Origin of the sequence: Pararhodobacter zhoushanensis (genome assembly GCF_003990445.1) — a bacterium.
Lineage (GTDB): Bacteria > Pseudomonadota > Alphaproteobacteria > Rhodobacterales > Rhodobacteraceae > Pararhodobacter > Pararhodobacter zhoushanensis.
Genome location: NZ_REEZ01000002.1, coordinates 595,039 through 613,735, shown reverse-complemented (window position 1 = coordinate 613,735; position 18,697 = coordinate 595,039). Strand labels below are relative to the sequence as shown.

15 protein-coding genes and 1 tRNA gene are annotated in these 18,697 nt (G+C 64.8%); 11 read left to right on the top strand and 5 right to left on the bottom strand.

Annotation, left to right across the window (positions count from 1 at the left end):
* Nucleotides 1-25 precede the first annotated feature (25 nt).
* From EAE28_RS07695 to EAE28_RS07685, 3 genes are all read right to left on the bottom strand, one after another.
* Complete coding sequence (locus EAE28_RS07695) at nt 26-1,057, bottom strand: ABC transporter substrate-binding protein (protein ID WP_181954481.1); 1,032 nt, start codon at nt 1,055-1,057, stop codon at nt 26-28.
* Between the two features lie 118 nt (nt 1,058-1,175).
* A complete protein-coding gene (locus tag EAE28_RS07690; protein WP_127105237.1) occupies nt 1,176-3,038 on the bottom strand; it encodes an adenine deaminase in 1,863 nt (620 codons plus the stop codon).
* Nucleotides 3,035-3,976, bottom strand: a complete 942-nt coding sequence (locus EAE28_RS07685; protein WP_127105236.1) for a nucleoside hydrolase — start codon at nt 3,974-3,976, stop codon at nt 3,035-3,037. Before EAE28_RS07685 ends, EAE28_RS07690 begins: the two co-directional genes overlap by 4 nt.
* 711 nt (nt 3,977-4,687) lie before the next feature.
* Here EAE28_RS07685 and EAE28_RS07680 point away from each other — a divergent pair.
* The 4 genes from EAE28_RS07680 (at nt 4,688) to EAE28_RS07665 (ending at nt 10,371) form a co-directional block, all read left to right on the top strand.
* A complete protein-coding gene (locus EAE28_RS07680; RefSeq protein WP_164736574.1) occupies nt 4,688-5,644 on the top strand; it encodes a LysR substrate-binding domain-containing protein in 957 nt (318 codons plus the stop codon).
* A gap of 142 nt (nt 5,645-5,786) precedes the next feature.
* Nucleotides 5,787-6,770: a TAXI family TRAP transporter solute-binding subunit gene (locus EAE28_RS07675; protein WP_127105234.1), complete on the top strand. Its 984-nt coding sequence runs from the start codon at nt 5,787-5,789 to the stop codon at nt 6,768-6,770.
* A 29-nt stretch (nt 6,771-6,799) separates the two neighbouring features.
* Nucleotides 6,800-8,746 (top strand): TRAP transporter permease, encoded by a 1,947-nt coding sequence (locus EAE28_RS07670; protein ID WP_127105233.1) that lies wholly within the window; start codon nt 6,800-6,802, stop codon nt 8,744-8,746.
* Between the two features lie 14 nt (nt 8,747-8,760).
* Entirely contained in the window at nt 8,761-10,371 is a 1,611-nt protein-coding gene (locus EAE28_RS07665; protein WP_127105232.1) for a sulfatase family protein, read from the top strand.
* A 246-nt stretch (nt 10,372-10,617) separates the two neighbouring features.
* Here EAE28_RS07665 and EAE28_RS07660 read toward each other — a convergent pair.
* Nucleotides 10,618-10,693, bottom strand: a tRNA-Ile gene (locus EAE28_RS07660).
* Between the two features lie 174 nt (nt 10,694-10,867).
* On the opposite strand from EAE28_RS07660, the gene EAE28_RS07655 reads away from it, so the two are divergent.
* The 4 genes from EAE28_RS07655 to purN all read left to right on the top strand — a co-directional run bounded on the left by EAE28_RS07655 (nt 10,868) and on the right by purN (nt 14,416).
* The gene (locus tag EAE28_RS07655; protein WP_127105231.1) at nt 10,868-12,181 is read left to right on the top strand and encodes a hypothetical protein; all 1,314 of its coding nucleotides are present in this window, start codon (nt 10,868-10,870) and stop codon (nt 12,179-12,181) included.
* 64 nt (nt 12,182-12,245) lie between these two features.
* Nucleotides 12,246-12,692 carry a hypothetical protein gene (locus EAE28_RS07650; RefSeq protein ID WP_127105230.1) on the top strand — a complete coding sequence of 149 codons (447 nt, stop codon included), beginning with the start codon at nt 12,246-12,248 and terminating at the stop codon, nt 12,690-12,692.
* Nucleotides 12,693-12,773: 81 nt separating this feature from the next.
* On the top strand, nt 12,774-13,820 hold the full coding sequence (purM, locus tag EAE28_RS07645) for a phosphoribosylformylglycinamidine cyclo-ligase (RefSeq protein WP_127105229.1): 1,047 nt from the start codon (nt 12,774-12,776) through the stop codon (nt 13,818-13,820).
* Nucleotides 13,817-14,416, top strand: coding sequence for a phosphoribosylglycinamide formyltransferase (gene purN / locus EAE28_RS07640; RefSeq protein ID WP_281279593.1), 600 nt, complete (start codon nt 13,817-13,819; stop codon nt 14,414-14,416). The genes purM and purN overlap by 4 nt, the downstream gene beginning before the upstream one ends.
* Here the strand turns inward: purN and EAE28_RS07635 are convergent.
* Entirely contained in the window at nt 14,406-15,626 is a 1,221-nt protein-coding gene (locus EAE28_RS07635) for an MFS transporter (RefSeq protein WP_164736573.1), read from the bottom strand. The two genes, purN and EAE28_RS07635, sit on opposite strands and share 11 nt — an antisense overlap.
* A gap of 208 nt (nt 15,627-15,834) precedes the next feature.
* Here EAE28_RS07635 and sucC point away from each other — a divergent pair, with 208 nt between their 5' ends.
* Genes sucC through EAE28_RS07620 form a run of 3 tightly spaced genes read left to right on the top strand, consistent with a single transcriptional unit; the run spans nt 15,835 to nt 18,667 of the window.
* Nucleotides 15,835-17,028, top strand: coding sequence for an ADP-forming succinate--CoA ligase subunit beta (sucC, locus tag EAE28_RS07630; protein ID WP_127105227.1), 1,194 nt, complete (start codon nt 15,835-15,837; stop codon nt 17,026-17,028).
* A gap of 5 nt (nt 17,029-17,033) precedes the next feature.
* Nucleotides 17,034-17,918 (top strand): succinate--CoA ligase subunit alpha, encoded by an 885-nt coding sequence (gene sucD, locus EAE28_RS07625; protein WP_127105226.1) that lies wholly within the window; start codon nt 17,034-17,036, stop codon nt 17,916-17,918.
* Nucleotides 17,919-17,923: 5 nt separating this feature from the next.
* On the top strand, nt 17,924-18,667 hold the full coding sequence (locus tag EAE28_RS07620; protein WP_164736572.1) for a hypothetical protein: 744 nt from the start codon (nt 17,924-17,926) through the stop codon (nt 18,665-18,667).
* Nucleotides 18,668-18,697 lie beyond the last annotated feature (30 nt).

Sequence of the window (18,697 nt, the reverse complement as noted above, 5' to 3'; positions counted from 1 at the left end):
CAATGCCCGGATTGGTGTCGTTCGGTTACATGCCGAAGGTTTCGTTCCAGCGGTCCAGCCACTGGGTGCGGGCCGGGTTCAGCTGGCTGTAGTCGATGCGGTGCAGACTGGCAATCTGATCGGCGCCATAGGTCCAGGCGGACGCCTGCTCCGGGGTCAGATCAACCATCGTGTTGACCGGGGCATCGACGCCCTGCTCGGCCAGCTGCTGCTGGATTTCAGCCGACAGCACGAAGTTGATGAACTGATGCGCCAGCTCGACGTTCTCGGAACCCACCGGGATGTTCAGCGTGTTCAGCACGGCGATTTCGCCATCTTCCAGCTGTGCCCATTCGATCGTCGGCACGGCGGCGCGCAGCGGGTTCAGGGTGAAGTCCTGCGTCATCGACACGGCGATCTCGCCGGTCGAGAACAGGTTGATCATTTCCGAGCCGGTGTTGTAGTTCGTCACCACATTCGGCACCAGTTCAGCCAGCGCACCAAAGGCCGCATCGGCATCCTCGAACGCGTTGACGCCCGCATGGGCACCGGCGCGCAGCACAACCATCGGGCCCGAGGTCGTGGTGATGTTCGGCAACGAGATCATCCCGGCCAGATCTTCACGCCACAGGTCGTTCCACGATGTGATCGGCGGGCTGACGCGGGCCGAGTCATACACCAGACCGATACGCCCGACGGTATAAGCCGGGCCGAATTCGCCCTGCGGTGCCTGTGCCAGATCATAAAGCTGGTCGATGTTGGGGATCTGCGCGCGGTCGATGGGCTGGAACAGGCCCTGCTCGATGGCAGCCTGGCTGTAGCTGTCGGTCAGATAGATCACGTCCACTCCGGCACCGCTGCGCATCTGCAGGCGGTTCACGCGGTCACCGTTGTTGCCGGTCTCGAACACGACTTCACAGTCGCACATTTCCTGAAACGGGTTGACGATGATGTCTTGCAGCTTGTCGCCGTTGAAGCCCCACCAGGAAATGGTGAACGTGGTGGCGCCGGCAGGCGCGGCGGCCAGCAGGGCGAGGGTCGAGAGCGACGACAGGGTGAGGCTTTTCAAACGGGGCATCATGGGTATCCACGGGCTGGGGGGTGATTGGGCTCGGGCCAAGATGCCGGAGCGGTTTGCCCAGAGACGCTAAGGGCGCGAAAACGGCAATGCAAGGGATCGCGTCACCAAGCCGTGATCACCAGACGACTGGATGCGTCTGGCCGGTGGCGACATTGACGAACCCCTCGGGCGCCAGCGGCGACGGTGCCACAAGCACCCAGCGCCACGGTGCGCACGTTAGGGTTGCAAAGGCCAGACGCTCGGGGAAGCCGGGATACCACCGGGGGCTGAATGTCGGCTCGTACATCCAGTCAATTTTCGCGCCTTCCGTGTAAAGGCGCTGCATTTCGGCATCCAGTTCCTCGGGCGAGCGGCAGGTCATCAGCCCGGCGATCTCATAGCGCACGGTCGCCACCAGTTGCCCCTCGCGGACCAGTGCCCAGCCCCCCTGAATGTCATTCAGCGCGTTGACGGCAAGGGCCATTGCCTCATCCGACGACCCGACTGCCCAAATATTGTGCTTGTCGTGGCCCATCGAACAGGCCAATGCCGAATCAGGCGTCTTTGGGCCGGTGCCCAGCCAGAACATGGCCGAGGTTTGCCCCTCGCCCGAAAACCGATCCACGATGGCGAATTTGGTCACATTGCGCGACGCATCGCGTTGGACGTGGCCGTTTTCGACCGGCAGTTCCATCGTCAGGAAGTCATCGGCCCAATGGAACGGCCTGAGCAAAGCCGCCTGCATCGTCTCACGCCCCGGTTCGGCGGGGATGGCGAAGTCGGCGGCAGTCATCTGGCGGTCGATCTTGACCGTCTTGGTCGCCCATTCCGGCCAGTCCATCTGCGGCACGGGTTTGAGGTAGAGCGCGCCGTCCGACACCTGCGCGCCATCCGCCCAGACCTGCGCAATCGACAGCCTGTCCAGATCGTCCAGCAGCACCACATCGGCAAACCGCCCCGGCGCAATCGAGCCGACCCACGGCGTCAGACGCATGTGCCGGGCGGGGTTGATGGTGACCATCTGGATGGCGATTTCGGGCGTCAGACCGGCCTCGATCGCCAGCCGCACGTTGTAATCCGTGGCCCCCAGTTTCATCGTGTCCGAGCATGAGCGGTCATCGGTGGTCAGCGCAAACTGGCTCCACTCGGTCAGGCCCGCCTCCAGCAGCCCGGCGATCATCTCTTTCACCGAATGCGGGCGCAACTCCATGAACAACCCGCGCCGCAGTTTGTCCAACACCTCTTCCGCCGTCCATGCCTCGTGGTCCGAGGCCAGCCCGGCCGCCGCAAAAGCGTTGATGTTCGGCAGGTCGCGCATGCCCGCCGCGTGCCCCTCGACCACGCCGCGCGCGGCGAAGGTCGCCTCGATCATCCCCCAGAGCCGGTCATAGGACGGGTTCTCGGGCGACCAGACGGCGGGCCAGTCCATCACCTCGTCCAGACCCGCGACCATCAGGCTTTCGGCCATGAACGCCGCCTGCTCGTCACGGCCAAACCAGCCACCGCCCCATTCATAGGCGGTCGGCGGGACAGCGGAACCCGGCAGCGGGAAGATCTTTTGCGGGCTGCCCGCCAGCCGCGCGGCCAGCCAGAATTCCAGCGTGCGCGCGCCGTTGACGTTGGAAAACTCGTGGCTTGCCTCACAGGTCCAGGTGTTGCCATGCGGCAGGACCAGCGCTGCCTCCCATTCGGGCGAGACATGGCTCGACTCGATATGCTTGTGAACCTCGCCGAACCCCGGCACGGCCATCAGGCTGGAACGGTCCACCGTCTGTGCCGCCTCGCCGGGCCAGCTGCCATAGGGACCGACATAGGCGATGCGTTTACCCGCGATGATGATTTCCTGATCGCTCAGCCACATACGCGAATGCACATCCAGCAGCCGCCCGACCCTGAGCCGCGTGTCGGCGGGCAGATCGCCGCGCGCAACGCGGGTCAGGCGCTGGCGGATTTTCACTTCATCAGGGGCGTTGATCAGCAGATCGGCAGGAAAAGTCATGCAGAAACCGAGGCCGCGTAGAGAGCAATCACGCGCGCGATATCGGCCTTGCGCAGCAGCGTGACGGGCGGCGTTCCCAGCCGCCCGGAAGGGTCCACCACGACCATGCCGCGCGTCAGCCCGGGGGCGAGCGCAACATCGAGCGAGGCGGTGAGGGTTTCGGTGGCAATCGAGGGGTCGATCAGGACAGCTGCGGCGAGGGGATCGACGAAGCGGAAGAAATCCTTGCCGGTGAAGCCCTTGATGACTTTCATCGCATGGGCCGACAGCGCCGCCGAGAAGCGGCTGTGCGCGGTTTCGGGCGTGTCTTCAAACAGCGCCGCCACCTGATCGCCCGGCATGCGGTGATCGGCGCAGGTCTCCCACGGGACCAGCAGCGTCTCCAGCCCGGCCGTCAGCACGATCTGCGCGGCTTCGGGGTCGGCGTAGATGTTGAATTCGGCGGCGGGCGTCACGTTGCCGCGCCCGTCGATGGTGCCGCCCATGATCACCAGTTTGCCGACTCCAGCGGCGCAATCGGGCGCGCAGCGCAGCGCCAACGCAAGGTTGGTCAGCGGGCCGATCATCAGCAGATCGACCTTCCAGCCCCCGGCGATGGCCGCGCGCAGCTCGGCCACCAGAAAACTGACAGCGTCCGCGCCTGCGGCCTCAGGCTGGCTGTCGGGTCGCGGCGCACCCCCCAGCCCATCCGCGCCATGGATCTCGCGCGCGGCAATCGCCGGATTGACCAGCGCTGCGGGCGCGCCCTTGTGCACCGGCACGTCACCGGCCCCGGCGACGGCAAGCACCGACAGGATGTTACGGGTCGCGGCGTCGAGATCGACATTGCCAAAGACCGTGGTCACAGCATCGGGCGTGCGCCCGGCTGCAATGAGCATCAACAGCGCCTGTGCGTCATCAACGCCGCCGTCTGTATCGAGAATGAGTTTGGTGTGCATGCCGCCGATCAAAACAGTCAAGACGCGCGCCGGCGCCACAGCCCCAGTGTTCGCCCAAGGCCGGGAGGTTGTCCAGACCGAACCCGGCGTCGCCCGACCCTCGTGCGCGCCGCTGCTCTGCTGTTCGATCAACGGGACGGGCTGGCAGGCTCGGTTGGGCTCAAACCCGTCACCATGTCATTCAAAGCGAGGGTTTGCGATGCAGGCTGGCATGAGGGGAAGCGCACGTTATGGCACAGATCTTTCTTCTGGCGCGCGGCTTATACTCTCCAAATTTGGCCACGTCTCAGCGAGAAAAGCGGGCGCTAAAGGGAAACCCTCACGGCGTGGGGAACGGCAACGCCTCGCGCAGCAGAGCTTTGGGATGACTTAGCTTTTGCGCTCCCCCTCGCTCTCACGCCTGGTCCCAAGATTCCGCAGTTCCTGCGGGATCCGTGAAGGTCGGGCAGATCATGCGAGACCCCAGCCGCAATGCGGACGCGGCAAACTTCGTGATACATGGGTGCGTGTTGCGCGCAGGTCGAAGAGCCCGCAGGCTTTACTCTCAACAAGGGGCGAGCAGAACTTCGGGCCCTTGTATCCGACTTAATGCAACCGGATGAACCGCTCGGTGCTCTCAACGATTGCAGGCCAATAGCGCGGAAAGCATTGACATTACCGCCGTGGGACAACGACGATCACGCCTTGTCACAACGAGCAGGGAACACAGTGATGTCCGGGCCTCACGAAAACCCCGCTTGGCCGATGCTGATGTCGCGGCTGTCCCTTCGGCATATGCAGTTTCTGGATAAAGTGGCGGAAACCCAGAATATTCTGGGGGCCGCGCGGGCGCTGAACATGACCCAGCCCGCCGTTTCGCGTGCGGTCCACGAGGTCGAGCGGTTGCTTGGTGTGCAGTTGTTCCAACGCAAGTCCCGCGGGGTCGTCATGACCCCCGAGGGTGAGGTCTTCGTCAGTCACGCGCGCGCCGTTCTCAATGAGATGCGCGCTGCTTGGCAGGGCATCGCTGATCTCGATCGGGCCAATGCCGGGCAACTTGCCATCGGCAGCTTGCCCAACGGAGCCTCGGGTCCGTTGCCGCGCGCGCTGATGCAGGTGCGGCGGCAACGACCGGGAATCCGGATCTCGGTCTATGAGGGTCTGTATGATCAGATGATCCCCAGTCTTCGCGAGGGGCAGCTGGATTTCGTCATTGGCCGCCTGAACCAGCATCGGCCCGATCCCACGCTGGCGACCAAGCGACTGTTCCGGCAGAGCTGGGCGGTTTTCGCGCGCTCGGGTCATCCGCTGAGCGAGCGTCACGGGTTGCGCCTCAAGGATTTGCTCGAGTTGAGCTGGATCTTGCCCGTCAATGCCTCGCCGATCCGCTCGATGATTGAATCGCTGTTCCTGCGTGAGGGGCTGGCCTTGCCGACAGAGCGCATAGAAATGAGCGCCCTTGGCATCACGCGGGCATTGCTGCTCGACAGCGACGCGGTGATCTTTCTGCCGCGCGGCACCTATCAGAGTGACGAGGAAACCGGGCATCTGGTGCTGCTGGACGTGGCGTTCGAGCAGCCCGAGGACGACGTCGGGCTGTTCTGGCGACGCGGGCATCAGCGGACCCCGGCAGAGGCCTATTTTCTGGGCGAATTGCAGAAGGCGGTGACGGAAATGGGGTTGGGCTGACATCGGCTTGGCGTGCCGGTGATATGCATAAGAGGCATAGTTAATGTCCGTTTTTGCGTAAATGTTTTCATGAAACCGGCACTAAGCTGACCGCATGGACCCCAACGAATGAGGGTCGCGCCAATCCGACAGGAGTTCCTTCATGCCTTTAGCTTTGTTGCCAACGGCCTTGCGCCAGACCGGTTTCGCGGTTGCCCTTGCTGCCCTCGCCTCGGTCTCTGTCCCCGCCACCGTGCAGGCGCAGACCCTGTCTATCGGCTCGCTTCCGCAGGGGACTCTGGCCTTCGCAGTTGCCGCCGCCCTTGCCCGCGTCGCGACCGAGAACAGCCCTCTGCAGGTTCGCGTGGTGCCGCAGGGCGGGCCCGAGGTCACGATGCCGCTGGTTGAAACGGGTGAGCTGGAGTTCTCGATCGCGTCGTCCGATATCGCTGCAGCGGCGGCGATGGGGGTGGGCAATTTCGACGGCCGGACCATGGGAAATCTGCGGCTGGTGGCGAACCTCATGCTGTTTCATTCGGGCATCTTTGTCGCAGCGGATTCCGACATCCATAGTCTTGCCGACCTGCGCGGCCACCGCCTGCCCGGTGAGTTCCCGCAACAACGCGTGCTGGCGGGCTATATGGCAACGACGCTGGCCACCGTCGGGTTGACCCCGGACGACGTCACCATTGTTCCTGCGCCCAACGGAACGCGCGGGATCGACGATCTGATGGCGGGTTCGGTGGATGCCGCGATCCTGACGCCGGGATCCGGCGCGGTGGCACAGGCCGATGTGGCGCTGGGTGGTATCCGCTTTCTGGCCGTTCCTGACACGCCCGAGGCTGATGCCACGATCCGCACGATGACGCCGGGTGCCTTTCTTGGCCATGTCCAGCCCATGCCGAACCGCCCCGGCATCGACGGCGTGACGCCGATGATGACCGGCACCTTTGTGCTACTGGCCGGGGCCGAGGTGTCAGACGCGCAGGTCGAAACCGTCCTCGCCGCGCTGAACGAGAACCGCGACGCGCTGATCGCCACCTTCCCGGGGCTGGCGGGCATGACCGATGATCTGATCGCCTCGCCGATCGAGGGTCTGCCGATGCACCCCGGTGCACAGGCCTATTTCACCGCACACGGCCTCTGACCCCGACGCGCCACCGCATGAGGCCCGCTATGACCCAGCCAGACACTCCGACCTCTCTCCCGCATGGCCCGCAGGGCGCTCTGGCCTGGGCCATTTCGGCCCTCGCCACGGCGACGACGCTGATGGCGCTGGCCTGGGCGGTTGATCTGTTCCGCGCCGCCGGCCTGAACATCTATAACGAGCAGTATGTCGCGGCGATGCTGGGTCTGGCGCTGGCCACCGTGTTTCTGGCCCGACCGGCGCGGGGTGCCGTTCGCACCCGGCTGCCGTGGTATGACCTTCTGGCCGCGCTGATCGGGGCAGGGGCCTGCGGCTATGTGGCGGTGCGGTATCCGTCGCTTCTGGACCGCCTGTGGATGCGACCGACCGATGCGCTGATCGTCGGCGGGGTGATCCTGACGCTGGTGCTGGAGGGTCTGCGCCGGGCAACCGGTTGGGCGATGGTGATCCTTGTTCTGGTGGCGCTGGGGTTCGGGCTGTTGGGCCATTTCATCCCCGGTTCGCTGCAAGGACGCAATGTGGCGACCGACCGGCTGGTGATCTTCCTCGCGCTGGATACCGGCGCCGTGCTCGGCATGCCGTTGATGATCGCCTCGACCGTGGTGGTGGTCTATGTTTTCTTCGGCAACCTGCTGAACCGCAGCGGCGGCGGCACCTTCTTTACCGATCTCGCCATGGCGATGATGGGGCGCTACCGGGGCGGGGCGGCCAAGGTCGCGGTCACGGCGTCGGCGCTGTTCGGTTCGGTTTCGGGCTCGGCCGTGGCGAATGTCGTCTCGACCGGCGTGATCACCATCCCGCTGATGAAGCGCGGGGGCTACAAACCGCACCACGCCGGCGCGATCGAGGCCGTGGCCTCGACCGGCGGGCAACTGATGCCGCCGGTCATGGGCGCTGCCGCCTTTCTGATGGCCGAGATCATTCAGGTACCTTACGCGTCCATCGCCGCTGCCGCCCTCCTGCCCGCGCTGCTCTATTACGGCGCGCTGCTGATTCAGGTCGATCTGATGGCCGCCCGTGACGGTCTCAGCGGCGCCCCGCGTGAATTGCTGCCACGCCTTGGGCGGGTTCTTGCGAATGGCTGGCCCTTTGCGCTGCCCTTTGTCGTGCTGATCTACGCGCTGTTTGTGCTGAACGAACGGCCCGAATACGCGGCCTTCCTTGCCTCGCTGTCGGTCATCGCTGTCGGCCTGTGGTTCGAGTGGCGCAAACGCCGCGCAACGGACCCGGATGCCTCGGGTTTCAGGCTGCGCATGGTGCTGGATACGCTGCGCGAGACAGGGCTTTCCGTCACCGACATTCTGATGATCGGTGCCGCCGCCGGGATCATCATCGGGGTGATGAACATCTCATCGCTTGGTTTTGCGCTGACGCTGGTTCTGGTGCAACTGGGGCAAGGCAATCTGGCGCTGCTTTTGCTGATCGCTGCTCTCACCTGTATCGTGCTGGGCATGGGGATGCCGACGCTGGGCGTCTACCTGCTGTTGGCCACCCTCATCGCCCCCTCGCTGGTCGAGGTCGGGGTCGAGCCCATCGCCGCCCATCTTTTCGTTCTCTACTTCGGCATGATGTCGATGATCACGCCCCCTGTCGCCATCGCCGCCTTTGCTGCCGCCTCGATCTCGGGCGCCAGAACGATGCGCACCGGCTATGCGGCCATGGTGATGGGATGGTCGGCCTATCTGATCCCGTTCCTGTTTGTCGGGGCGCCCGCCTTGCTGCTGATCGGTACGCCTCTTTCCATCGCCTGGACCTTTGCCACGGCGCTGCTGGGCGTCTGGTTCGTTTCGGCCTCGGTCGTCGGGTATCTCTTCACCGCCGCCAACCCCATGCAGCGGGTGTTGCTCGGGCTGGGCGGTCTGCTGCTTTTCCTGCCCGCCCAGGTCGGCGGGTTGTGGAGCGATTTCGTGGGTCTGGGGCTGGGGCTTGCCGCCATGCTCTGGATGCAACGAGCGCCGCAGACTGCCAAAATCTGACGAGGCATACCACCATGCACCCTGAGACCAACACCGGCCCCGACAAGGCCGCCGATACCCGCCGCCCGAATTTTCTGGTGATCATGACCGATCAGCAGCGTTGGGACCATCTTGGCTGCTATGGCAATCAAGTGGTCAAGACGCCGCATATCGACAGCATCGCTGCCGACGGGATGCGTTTCGATGCCTTCCACGTTTCAACCCCGATCTGTCAGCCCAATCGGGCCTGCCTGATGACCGGCCAGATCTCGACCGTGAACGGTTGCCGCCAGAACGGCATACCGCTGGGGCTGAACAGCGTCACCTATGCCGAGGTGTTGCGCAATGCGGGCTGGCGGACAGGCCTGATCGGCAAGGCGCATTTCCAGAACGTCACCGCGATTCCCGCCCCGGCCCGCGTACCCCGCGGCGCAGGCAAAATGCCGGTTCCGATGCGCGCCGAAGCGATGCAGCGCGACGGAGCGGCCTATGGCCACGAGGTGCGCACCAGCTGGGCACGAGACCCGGCGCAAGAGGTGCCGCTGCCGTATTATGGCTTCGAGCATTTGCGCCTTTGCATCGGCCATGGCGACGAGATCGAAGGCCATTACACTAACTGGCTGCGCGAACGGCACCCCGATCCGTCCAGCCTGCGCGGTCCGGGCAATGCTCTGGACGCCCCTTCGGGCGACCTGCCGCAAAGCTGGCGCTCGGCATTGCCCGAGGATCTGCACCCCACGCGCTATATCGCCGACGAGGCCTGCGCTTTCCTCGACGATCCGGCGGCGGACCCTTTCTTGCTGGTGCTGTCCTTCCCCGATCCGCACCACCCTTTTACCGCGCCGCCGCCCTGGGCGGATCTGTACGACCCGGCGTCGGTCGACCTGCCCGACAGCTTTCACCGCCCGCTGTCGCGCCGCGATGACCTGCCACCCGCCGCCCTGCGCCCCTACGCGATGGGCGACGCCGATCCGCATTCGCACTGGCCCTTCCATCTGGATGAGGCGCAGATGCGTCGGATCATCGCCCTGAACTATGGCGCGATCAGCTTTATCGATCACGAGGTCGGCCGGGTGCTCGCGCATCTGCGCGCCCGGGGGCTTGAGGACGACACCGTCGTCATCTTCATGTCAGACCACGGCGATTACATGGGCGACCACGGGACCGTGCTCAAGATGGGCCTGCATTACCAGAGCGTGGTCCGAGTGCCCTTTCTGTGGCGTGACACCGCGGAGCGCCGCCAGCAAGGGTGCAGCGCGCGACAGGCCAGTGCCATCGATTTCGCGCCCACGCTGCTGCAACGCGCAGGCCTGCGGATTCCGCTGGGGATGCAGGGCGAAGACGTGTTCGCCGATGACGGGCCGGGTGCGCCGATCCTCATCGAAGATCCCGGCATCGCTGTTTTCGCCGATGCGGACGCGCGAACTGCGGTGACGTCATTGGTGCACCAGGGGTGGCGGTTGTCCCTTCTGGAGGATGCGCCGACATGGGGGGAACTCTATGATCTTCATGCCGATCCCACGGAATCGCGTAACCTGTGGGACGACCCGTCTGCGGCGGGTAAGAAACTTTTCCTTCTGGAAGCGATGGCGCGACGTCAGATTGCGCTCCGGAACATGGACTTGTGCCCGACTGGCCGCGCCTGAACCCGCGTCATGCTATGGGAGCTGTCCGGCGCATGCGCGTAGGTGACGGATCACCGGCGCTTGTCCTTTGCACGGAGGGGAGGGGCTGGATTACCAGTGACGTTGCCTACTTGTAGACGCGCAACGGCAACGCGGTCTGCCCTGACCGCCGCGCCCGATTCCTCCATCCCTTGCCCCAACTCTGGCGCGAGAAGCGCTTCGGTCAGCATACACGAAACAGTTCTCTTTGCGATCAACGGGTTGGGTTGGTAGGCCCGGAGGGACTCGAACCCCCAACCAAGGCGTTATGAGCGCCCTGCTCTAACCATTGAGCTACAGGCCCAGCCGCCAACTGCGTACCCATGTTGAGGGCGGCGGTCAAGATTGGCGCAGCGGGTCGGATCAACGCTCTGTGACCGGCACGCGGGTCTCATCGGGCGCAAGCGCCTTGACCCGATGATTGCATCGTTCGTATCGTCACATTTATTTTGCAAAAGTCTTAACATCGGTCACTTTAATGCGCAGGGTTTCACTGGCAGCAATTTTTGGCGTGCTCATGGCCTTGCGCGCCGGGGCCGATGTAGCTGTGGAAGATCCTGTTCTGTATCGTCACACAGGCCCCGATTCCGGCCGCCCTGCGGGTGTTCTGGCCGACGGGCGTACCGGCGCGATCGCGGATTTTCAGCACGCGGTCAATCTGATCCTGCTGGCCTGCGGCGAGGATCTGCGCCTTGACCCCGACGGGCGCTTCGGGGTGCAAACCCGGACGGCCATTGCTCTTGCCGCCACCTGCCCGCCGATTGCTGCGCGCCTGCCAGAAGGGTCTGCTGCGCATGAGGGCGCGATCACGCAGGCGTTCTGGGAATTGCTGCTGCCAGACCGCCCGGTGCCCGATGCGCGCACGCGCGCAAGGGCATTGTTGCTGGCGTTTGAGGGCACCGAGATTACCAGCCCCGCTGAATGGAATTTCTGCCAGAACAACAGCGAGATTTACGACCCTCTGGCCGAGGATCCGACCTGCTACACCACAGACCGCGCGTCCTACCTGACCTGGGGTCCGAACGGGGCGACGGCGGGACATGGGCACGAGATCCTTGCCATTCTGGCACGGGTCGAGCGGCTGGACCGGGCACTGGTCGACAGCGCCTTTGGCGCTGAGGCCGGGGCGCTGCGCCGGATGTTCGATTTGCAGATCACGGCAGAAAGTGATGACGAACTGCGGCGCTATCTTTGCGGGATCTACGTCGATTTTCCGCGCCGGCAGGCATGGTCGCAGGGTTTCGCGGCGCTGGGGTCGCGGGCCGAAGTGCGGGCGATTTACGCAGCACTCTATGAGTCGGCCAGTTTCGATGGCGGCAAGATCCGCACCTTCATGAACGCGTGGCGCGATGCCGGGCTGGAACCGACCGAGATAGACTTTGCCTTCTTCGCCGACCGCGCCGCGCATACCCGCGTACGCAACATCGAGGTGCGGCGCATCTTGCGCCGGGTCCTCTCGGCAGGCGATGCGCTTACCCCCGCCGAGATCCGCCGCCGGTTTTCGCGGCTCGCGCGGGTGTCGAACCTGTCGCAGCGCGGGCCCCGGCTGGGCCGCGATGTCGCGTTTTTTGTGGATGCGTTCGAGCCCGTCCTCAGCCGTGCCGAAAGCCACAACTGGCGCAGCCGTGGCGCAAGGCGCGCGGCAGCGGCGGGGTTGAGCGACGAGCGCCCGGCACCCCTTTTTGTTGCGGGGCCGCGCGATGACTGGCAGGCGACGGGATTGCGCCCGTTGACGCCCGACGAAGCCGCCCTGTGCCCGGCCCCCGTTCTGAACCCGCGCAGACCGTCTTGAGCAGATTTTTTTGACCTGAACGACCCTTTTAATCCTGCCTTTTTACCAACGTTGAAAGATTCCCATGTCCAGACTTACCCCTGAAAAGATGATCGAAATTCTGACCCCCGCCCTGCCGCAAGGCGAAACGCTTGAGCATTGCGCCTATGGCATTCGGCAACCCAATTTTCTGATCGTCCTGCCCGCGTTTTTGCTGGCGATCCTGCCGGGCGTGATCCTGATGCAGAAACTGACCAAGCATCTGGTGGTCGGGACTACGCAGAACAGCCTCGTAATCGCCGAGATCCGGCCGAAATGGATGGCGCTGACGTTTTCGGTCGCCTCGGTCGCCTCGACCCGCGTGATCCCGCTGGCGCAGGTGCAGGACGCGCAGGTCAAGTCCGGGTCGCTGTTCACCACGATCCGGTTCGATCACGACAGCTTCAAGGCCAAGTTCCACCGCGCCTTTTCCAAGGTCAACCGGCCTGAAGCCATCGCGATCGGCGCGGCCCTGACCGGCGCTGTGCCTTAGAAACCCCGCGCGCACGGGGGAAGCGCATTGAACCCCATCCCGGGATGGGGTAACGCGGCGCAAACCACCTCGGGGGGCGCGATGACCGGGACCAAGGGACTGACCTATGCTCAAGCGGGCGTCGATATCGACGCGGGCAACGCATTGGTGGAACGCATCAAGCCAGCGGCCAAGCGCACGGCGCGGCCCGGCACCATGTCGGGCCTCGGCGGCTTTGGCGCGCTCTTCGATCTGAAGGGTGCGGGCTATTCCGATCCGGTCCTCGTGGCCGCGACCGATGGCGTCGGCACCAAGCTGCGCATCGCCATTGATACCGGCAACGTGGACACCATCGGCATTGATCTGGTCGCGATGTGCGTCAACGATCTGGTCTGCCAGGGCGCGGAGCCGCTGTTCTTTCTGGATTACTTTGCCACCGGCAAGCTGGACGTCAATCAGGCCGCCCGCATCATCGAGGGCATCGCCGAGGGCTGCGCGCTGTCGGGCTGTGCGCTGATCGGTGGCGAGACGGCGGAAATGCCGGGCATGTATCACGCGGGCGATTTCGATCTGGCGGGCTTTGCTGTCGGCGCGATGGAGCGCGGCATGGATCTGCCCGCTGGCGTCGCGGCGGGGGATGTGCTGCTGGGCCTCGGCTCGAACGGGGTGCATTCCAACGGCTATTCGCTGGTGCGCAAGATCGTCGAGGCGTCGAGCCTGACCTGGGACTCGCCCGCGCCGTTTGGCGAAGAGGGCACGCTGGGCGAGGCGCTGCTCGCGCCGACGCGGCTGTATGTGAAACAGGCGCTGGCGGCGATCAAGGCGGGCGGCGTTCATGCGCTGGCGCATATCACCGGCGGCGGTCTGACCGAAAACCTGCCGCGCGTTCTGCCCGAGGGGCTGGGCGCCGAGATCGACCTGACCTCGTGGGAACTGCCGCCGGTCTTCACATGGATGGCAGGCGTGGCCGAGCTGTCCGAGCCGGAACTGCTCAAGACCTTCAACAGCGGCATCGGCATGATCGTTGTGGTCAGCCCTGAACAGGCCGACTCGATCGAAGCGCTGCTGCTGGCAACCGGCGAGACCGTCTCGCGCATCGGTTCGGTGGTCGAGGGCGAGGGCGTCGCCTATAGCGGCCATATCCTTTGAGCCAGCCGCCGAAACGGGTGGCGCTGCTGATCTCGGGCGGGGGCTCGAACATGGTGGCGCTGGCGCAGTCGATGACCGGGGATCACCCGGCGCGGCCGGTGCTGGTGCTGTCCAACGATCCCGCCGCCAAGGGTCTGGCGCGCGCCGCCGAGATGGGCATTCCCACCGCCGCCGTCGAGCATCGCCCGTTCAAGGGCGACCGCGCAGCGTTCGAGGCGGCGCTGCTGGAGCCGCTTCTGGCGGCTGAGCCCGACGTGATCTGTCTGGCCGGGTTCATGCGCATCCTGACTGGCGCTTTCACCGGGCGTTTTGCCGGGCGGATGCTGAACATCCACCCGTCCTTGCTGCCCAAATACCCCGGCCTGCACACCCACCAACGCGCGCTGGATGCCGGCGATACCGAGGCCGGCTGTTCGGTCCATGAGGTGATCGCGGATCTGGATGCCGGGCCATTGTTGGGTCAGGCGCGGGTGCCGGTACTGGCCGGCGATGACGCCGACAGCCTTGCCGCGCGGGTGCTGGTGCAGGAGCACCGGCTCTACCCCGCCGTGCTGCGCCGGTTTGTCGCCGGGGACCGCACGCCGGTTATCCTTTAACCCGCCACGGCACCCCGGCCAGAACGGCCAGCGACACGGCGGCCAGCAAGGCCGCCAGCCCCAGCGTGATCGACGCGCCCCAATACGCCAGCGATCCGGCCATCGCGAACGGCGCGACTGCCGCCACCAGCCCGCGCAGGCTGGCCAGTTTGCCCAGCCGCGCCGCATAGCCCGCCAGTCCGAACAGCACCAAGGGCACCGTGCCGCGCACCATCGTGGCCAGCCCTTGCCCGATGCCGAACAGCACTGCAAAGACCGAGGCCGAGGCGATCCCCACGGGGGCCACCAGCAGCACCAGCGCGGCAGCGCACAGGCAGCCCATGGCGAAGATCGCAGTGATCATCGGGTGACGGTGCCCGGCAAAACGCATCTCGGCCAGTCGCGCCAACACCTGCGCCGGTCCCATCAGCGCCCCCGCCGTCACCGCCGTCGCCTGCGACAGCCCGACCGCCGCCATCACCGGCACCCATTGCGCGCTGAAGGCGGACATCATCGCCCAGCTCAGCGACAGGCCCAGCGCCAGCAGGACCATCGCGCGCCCGTGCAGATGCGGGGGCAGGGGCGGAAAGGCCGGGGCGGATGAGGGGGCGGCGGTGCCCTGTGCCGCCAGCTTGGGAAGCGACAAGTGCAGTGGCAGGCAGACCAGCAGATGCAATGCGGCGAAGGCCATGAACGCGCCGCGCCAGCCGACGGCATCCTGCAAGAACAGCGTCAGGGGCCAGAACACGGTCGACGCAAAGCCGCCCAGCAGCGTCATCAGCGTGATCGCCCGGCGCGCCCGCGCCTCGCCCACCGCCTGCGCCAAGGCGGCGAAGGCAGCGTCGTAAAGCACCAGCGGTGCGATCAGTTCGACCAGCACCAGTGCGGCGGCCAGAGTCCAGGCCCCTGCACTCTGTGACAGCAGCGCAAAGCCCGCCGCCGCTGCCACCGAACCCGCCGCCATCATGCCGCGCGCGCCGCGCAGGTCGATCAACCGGCCCGCGACCGGGGCGGTCAGGCTGCCCGCGAGCAGGGCGGCGGAAAGCAGGCCATAGGCAAAGGTCGGGGTCACCCCCAGATCCGCGCTCATGTGCGTGACCAGCACCCCAAAGGCGTAGTAGATCGAGCCAAACCCAACGATCTGCGTCAGCCCGAGCGTCAGGACGGGCCGCAACAGCCCGGCGGGCTGCGACTCGGCGCCGGGTTCTGTCGCGTTTTGGGTGCCTGCCATGCCGTTGTCGCCCGTACGAGTCGTTGCGCCGTGAGTTCGTCTGCCCGAGGTGACCACGTCCGCAGCAGTTGTGATCACACATTTTCTGGCTGTGATCACAAAGCCGAGAAAAACCCCACATAGCGCAGATTTGCACGAATATTCCATTTGTGCCACGCTGCACATGTGCCATTACACAGCCAAATTCGCAGCAGACGGGGGCAGTTCCGTGAATATCCATGAATACCAAGCGAAAGCTTTGCTTCGCACCTACGGGGTTCCGGTGTCGGACGGGCGTGTCGTCCTTCGCGCCGAAGACGCCAAGACCGCAGCCGGTGAGCTGGATGGTCCGCTCTGGGTGGTGAAAGCCCAGATCCACGCGGGCGGTCGCGGCAAGGGCAAGTTCAAGGAAGCCGAAGCGGGCGAAAAGGGCGGTGTCCGTCTCGCCAAATCGGTGGAAGAAGCCGAAGCGATGGCCAAGCAGATGCTGGGCCGTACGCTTGTCACCCACCAGACCGGCCCGGCCGGCAAGCAGGTGAACCGCATCTACATCGAGGATGGCTCGGACATCTCGCGCGAACTCTACCTTGCGCTGCTGGTCGACCGTGGCACCTCGCGCGTGTCCTTCGTCGTCTCGACCGAAGGCGGCATGGACATCGAAGAAGTCGCCGCTTCGACCCCTGAGAAGATCATTTCCTTCTCGGTCGATCCGGCCTCGGGTCTGTCCGATTTCCACGGCCGCCGCGTCGCCTTCGCGCTGGGTCTGGAAGGCGCGCAGGTCAAGCAATGCGTCGCTCTGGTGAAGAACCTGTACCGTGCTTTCATCGAGAAAGACATGGAGATGCTTGAGATCAACCCGCTGATCGTGATGACCGACGGCAATCTCAAAGTGCTCGACTCGAAAGTCTCGTTCGACGGCAACGCAATGTACCGTCATGGTGACATCGCCTCGCTGCGCGATGAGACCGAAGAAGACCCCAAGGAACTGGCCGCGTCGAAGTTCGATCTGAACTACATCGCGCTGGACGGCGAGATTGGCTGCATGGTCAACGGCGCGGGTCTGGCGATGGCCACGATGGACATCATCAAGCTTTACGGTGCCGAGCCTGCCAACTTCCTCGACGTCGGCGGTGGCGCCACGAAAGAGAAAGTGACCGAGGCGTTCAAGATCATCACCTCGGATCCCAACGTCAAAGGCATTCTGGTCAACATCTTCGGTGGCATCATGCGCTGCGACATCATCGCCGAGGGCACGATTGCCGCGGTGAAGGAAGTCGGGTTGCAGGTTCCGCTGGTCGTGCGCCTTGAGGGCACGAACGTCGAGCTGGGCAAAAAGATCATCAACGAAAGCGGCCTGAACGTCATCGCCGCCGACGATCTGTCGGACGCCGCACAGAAGATCGTGAAAGCGGTGAAGGGGTAATTTGAATGGCCATTCTCATTAACGAAAACACCAAGGTCATCTGCCAGGGCATCACCGGCTCGCAGGGGACATTCCACTCCGAGCAGGCCATCGCTTACGGCACCAAGATGGTCGGCGGCGTCACGCCCGGTAAAGGCGGCGGCACCCATCTGGATCTGCCGATCTTCAACTCGGTCCACGAAGCCAAGGCTGTGACCGAAGCGAATGCCAGCGTGATCTACGTCCCGCCGCCCTTCGCTGCGGACTCGATCCTGGAAGCCATCGACGCCGAGATGGAGCTGATCATCTGCATCACCGAGGGTATCCCGGTGCTGGACATGATGCGGGTCAAGCGCGCGCTGATGAACTCGAAATCGCGTCTGATCGGGCCGAACTGCCCGGGCGTGATGACGCCGGATGCCTGCAAGATCGGCATCATGCCGGGGTCGATCTTCAAGCGTGGCTCGGTCGGCGTTGTCTCGCGTTCGGGCACCCTGACCTATGAGGCGGTCAAGCAGACCACCGATGTGGGTCTGGGCCAGTCGACGGCTGTCGGCATCGGCGGCGATCCGATCAAAGGGACCGAGCACATCGACGTGCTGGAAATGTTCCTGGCTGATCCCGAAACCCAGTCGATCATCATGATCGGTGAAATCGGCGGCTCGGCGGAAGAAGAAGCCGCGCAGTTCCTGGCCGATGAGAAGAAAAAAGGCCGCTGGAAGCCGACCGCTGGCTTTATCGCGGGCCGCACGGCACCTCCGGGCCGTCGCATGGGTCACGCCGGGGCGATTGTCTCGGGTGGCAAAGGCGACGCCGAGTCCAAGATCGAGGCCATGAAATCGGCCGGGATCGTCGTGGCCGACAGCCCGGCGACGCTGGGCGAAGCCGTGATGAAAGCGATCAAGGCTTAAACGTCATGATGGTGTCGGCCACTCTTGTGTCCCGGTTTTTCGCCCCTGCCATACTGGCGGGGGCGTTGGCCGGTTCGTGTCTGGCCGACACGACCCCTGCCGCCGACGCGGTTGTCGCGCAATGCGCGCGGCTGTTCTTTCCAGCGTCGTCGCTGGCTGAAAGCCTCGATGCGATCCCCGGTCTGACCCGGTTGCCGCTGGACAGCTTCGCCCCTGAGGCTGAGCACGGTCGCGCGCTGCGGATGGCGCTGGCTTACAACCGGGCGCTTCAGGGCATCATGGCCACGGCGCTGATCGCGCCCGAGGACCAGTTGATGCGGGAATTCGAGGTGGTCGCGGCGGACACGCCCTGGCTCTATTCGACCCCGGGTCAGGGCGGCGGCGTTGCGGCCTATGCCGATGCGGCGGGAACGCTGTTCATCATCGACCGGTCGATCACCACGGGACGTCAGGGCCGTCGTGAGACGCGCTGCCTGTTCATCGCCCCGCCTGATACGGCCCCTTTGGTGCCTGTGCTGCCTGAAAATGTGACGATCACCGACACGCCGTCTGCCTCGTCACGAGGTTTTAACGTCAGTGCAAGACAAGGGCGTATACCGTTCGATGACGACCCCTCGGTGTCGACGGCCAGCGCCGGGTTCTCGATGGTGACGATGCCCGTCCCGCCTGGTACGCGCGTTGCCGATCTCGCCGGGATCGGTGGCGTGACGATCTTCCGGCAGAGCACCTCGAACCGATCTTCTCAGTAACATCCCTTCCCTCACCCCGAGGACCAGACC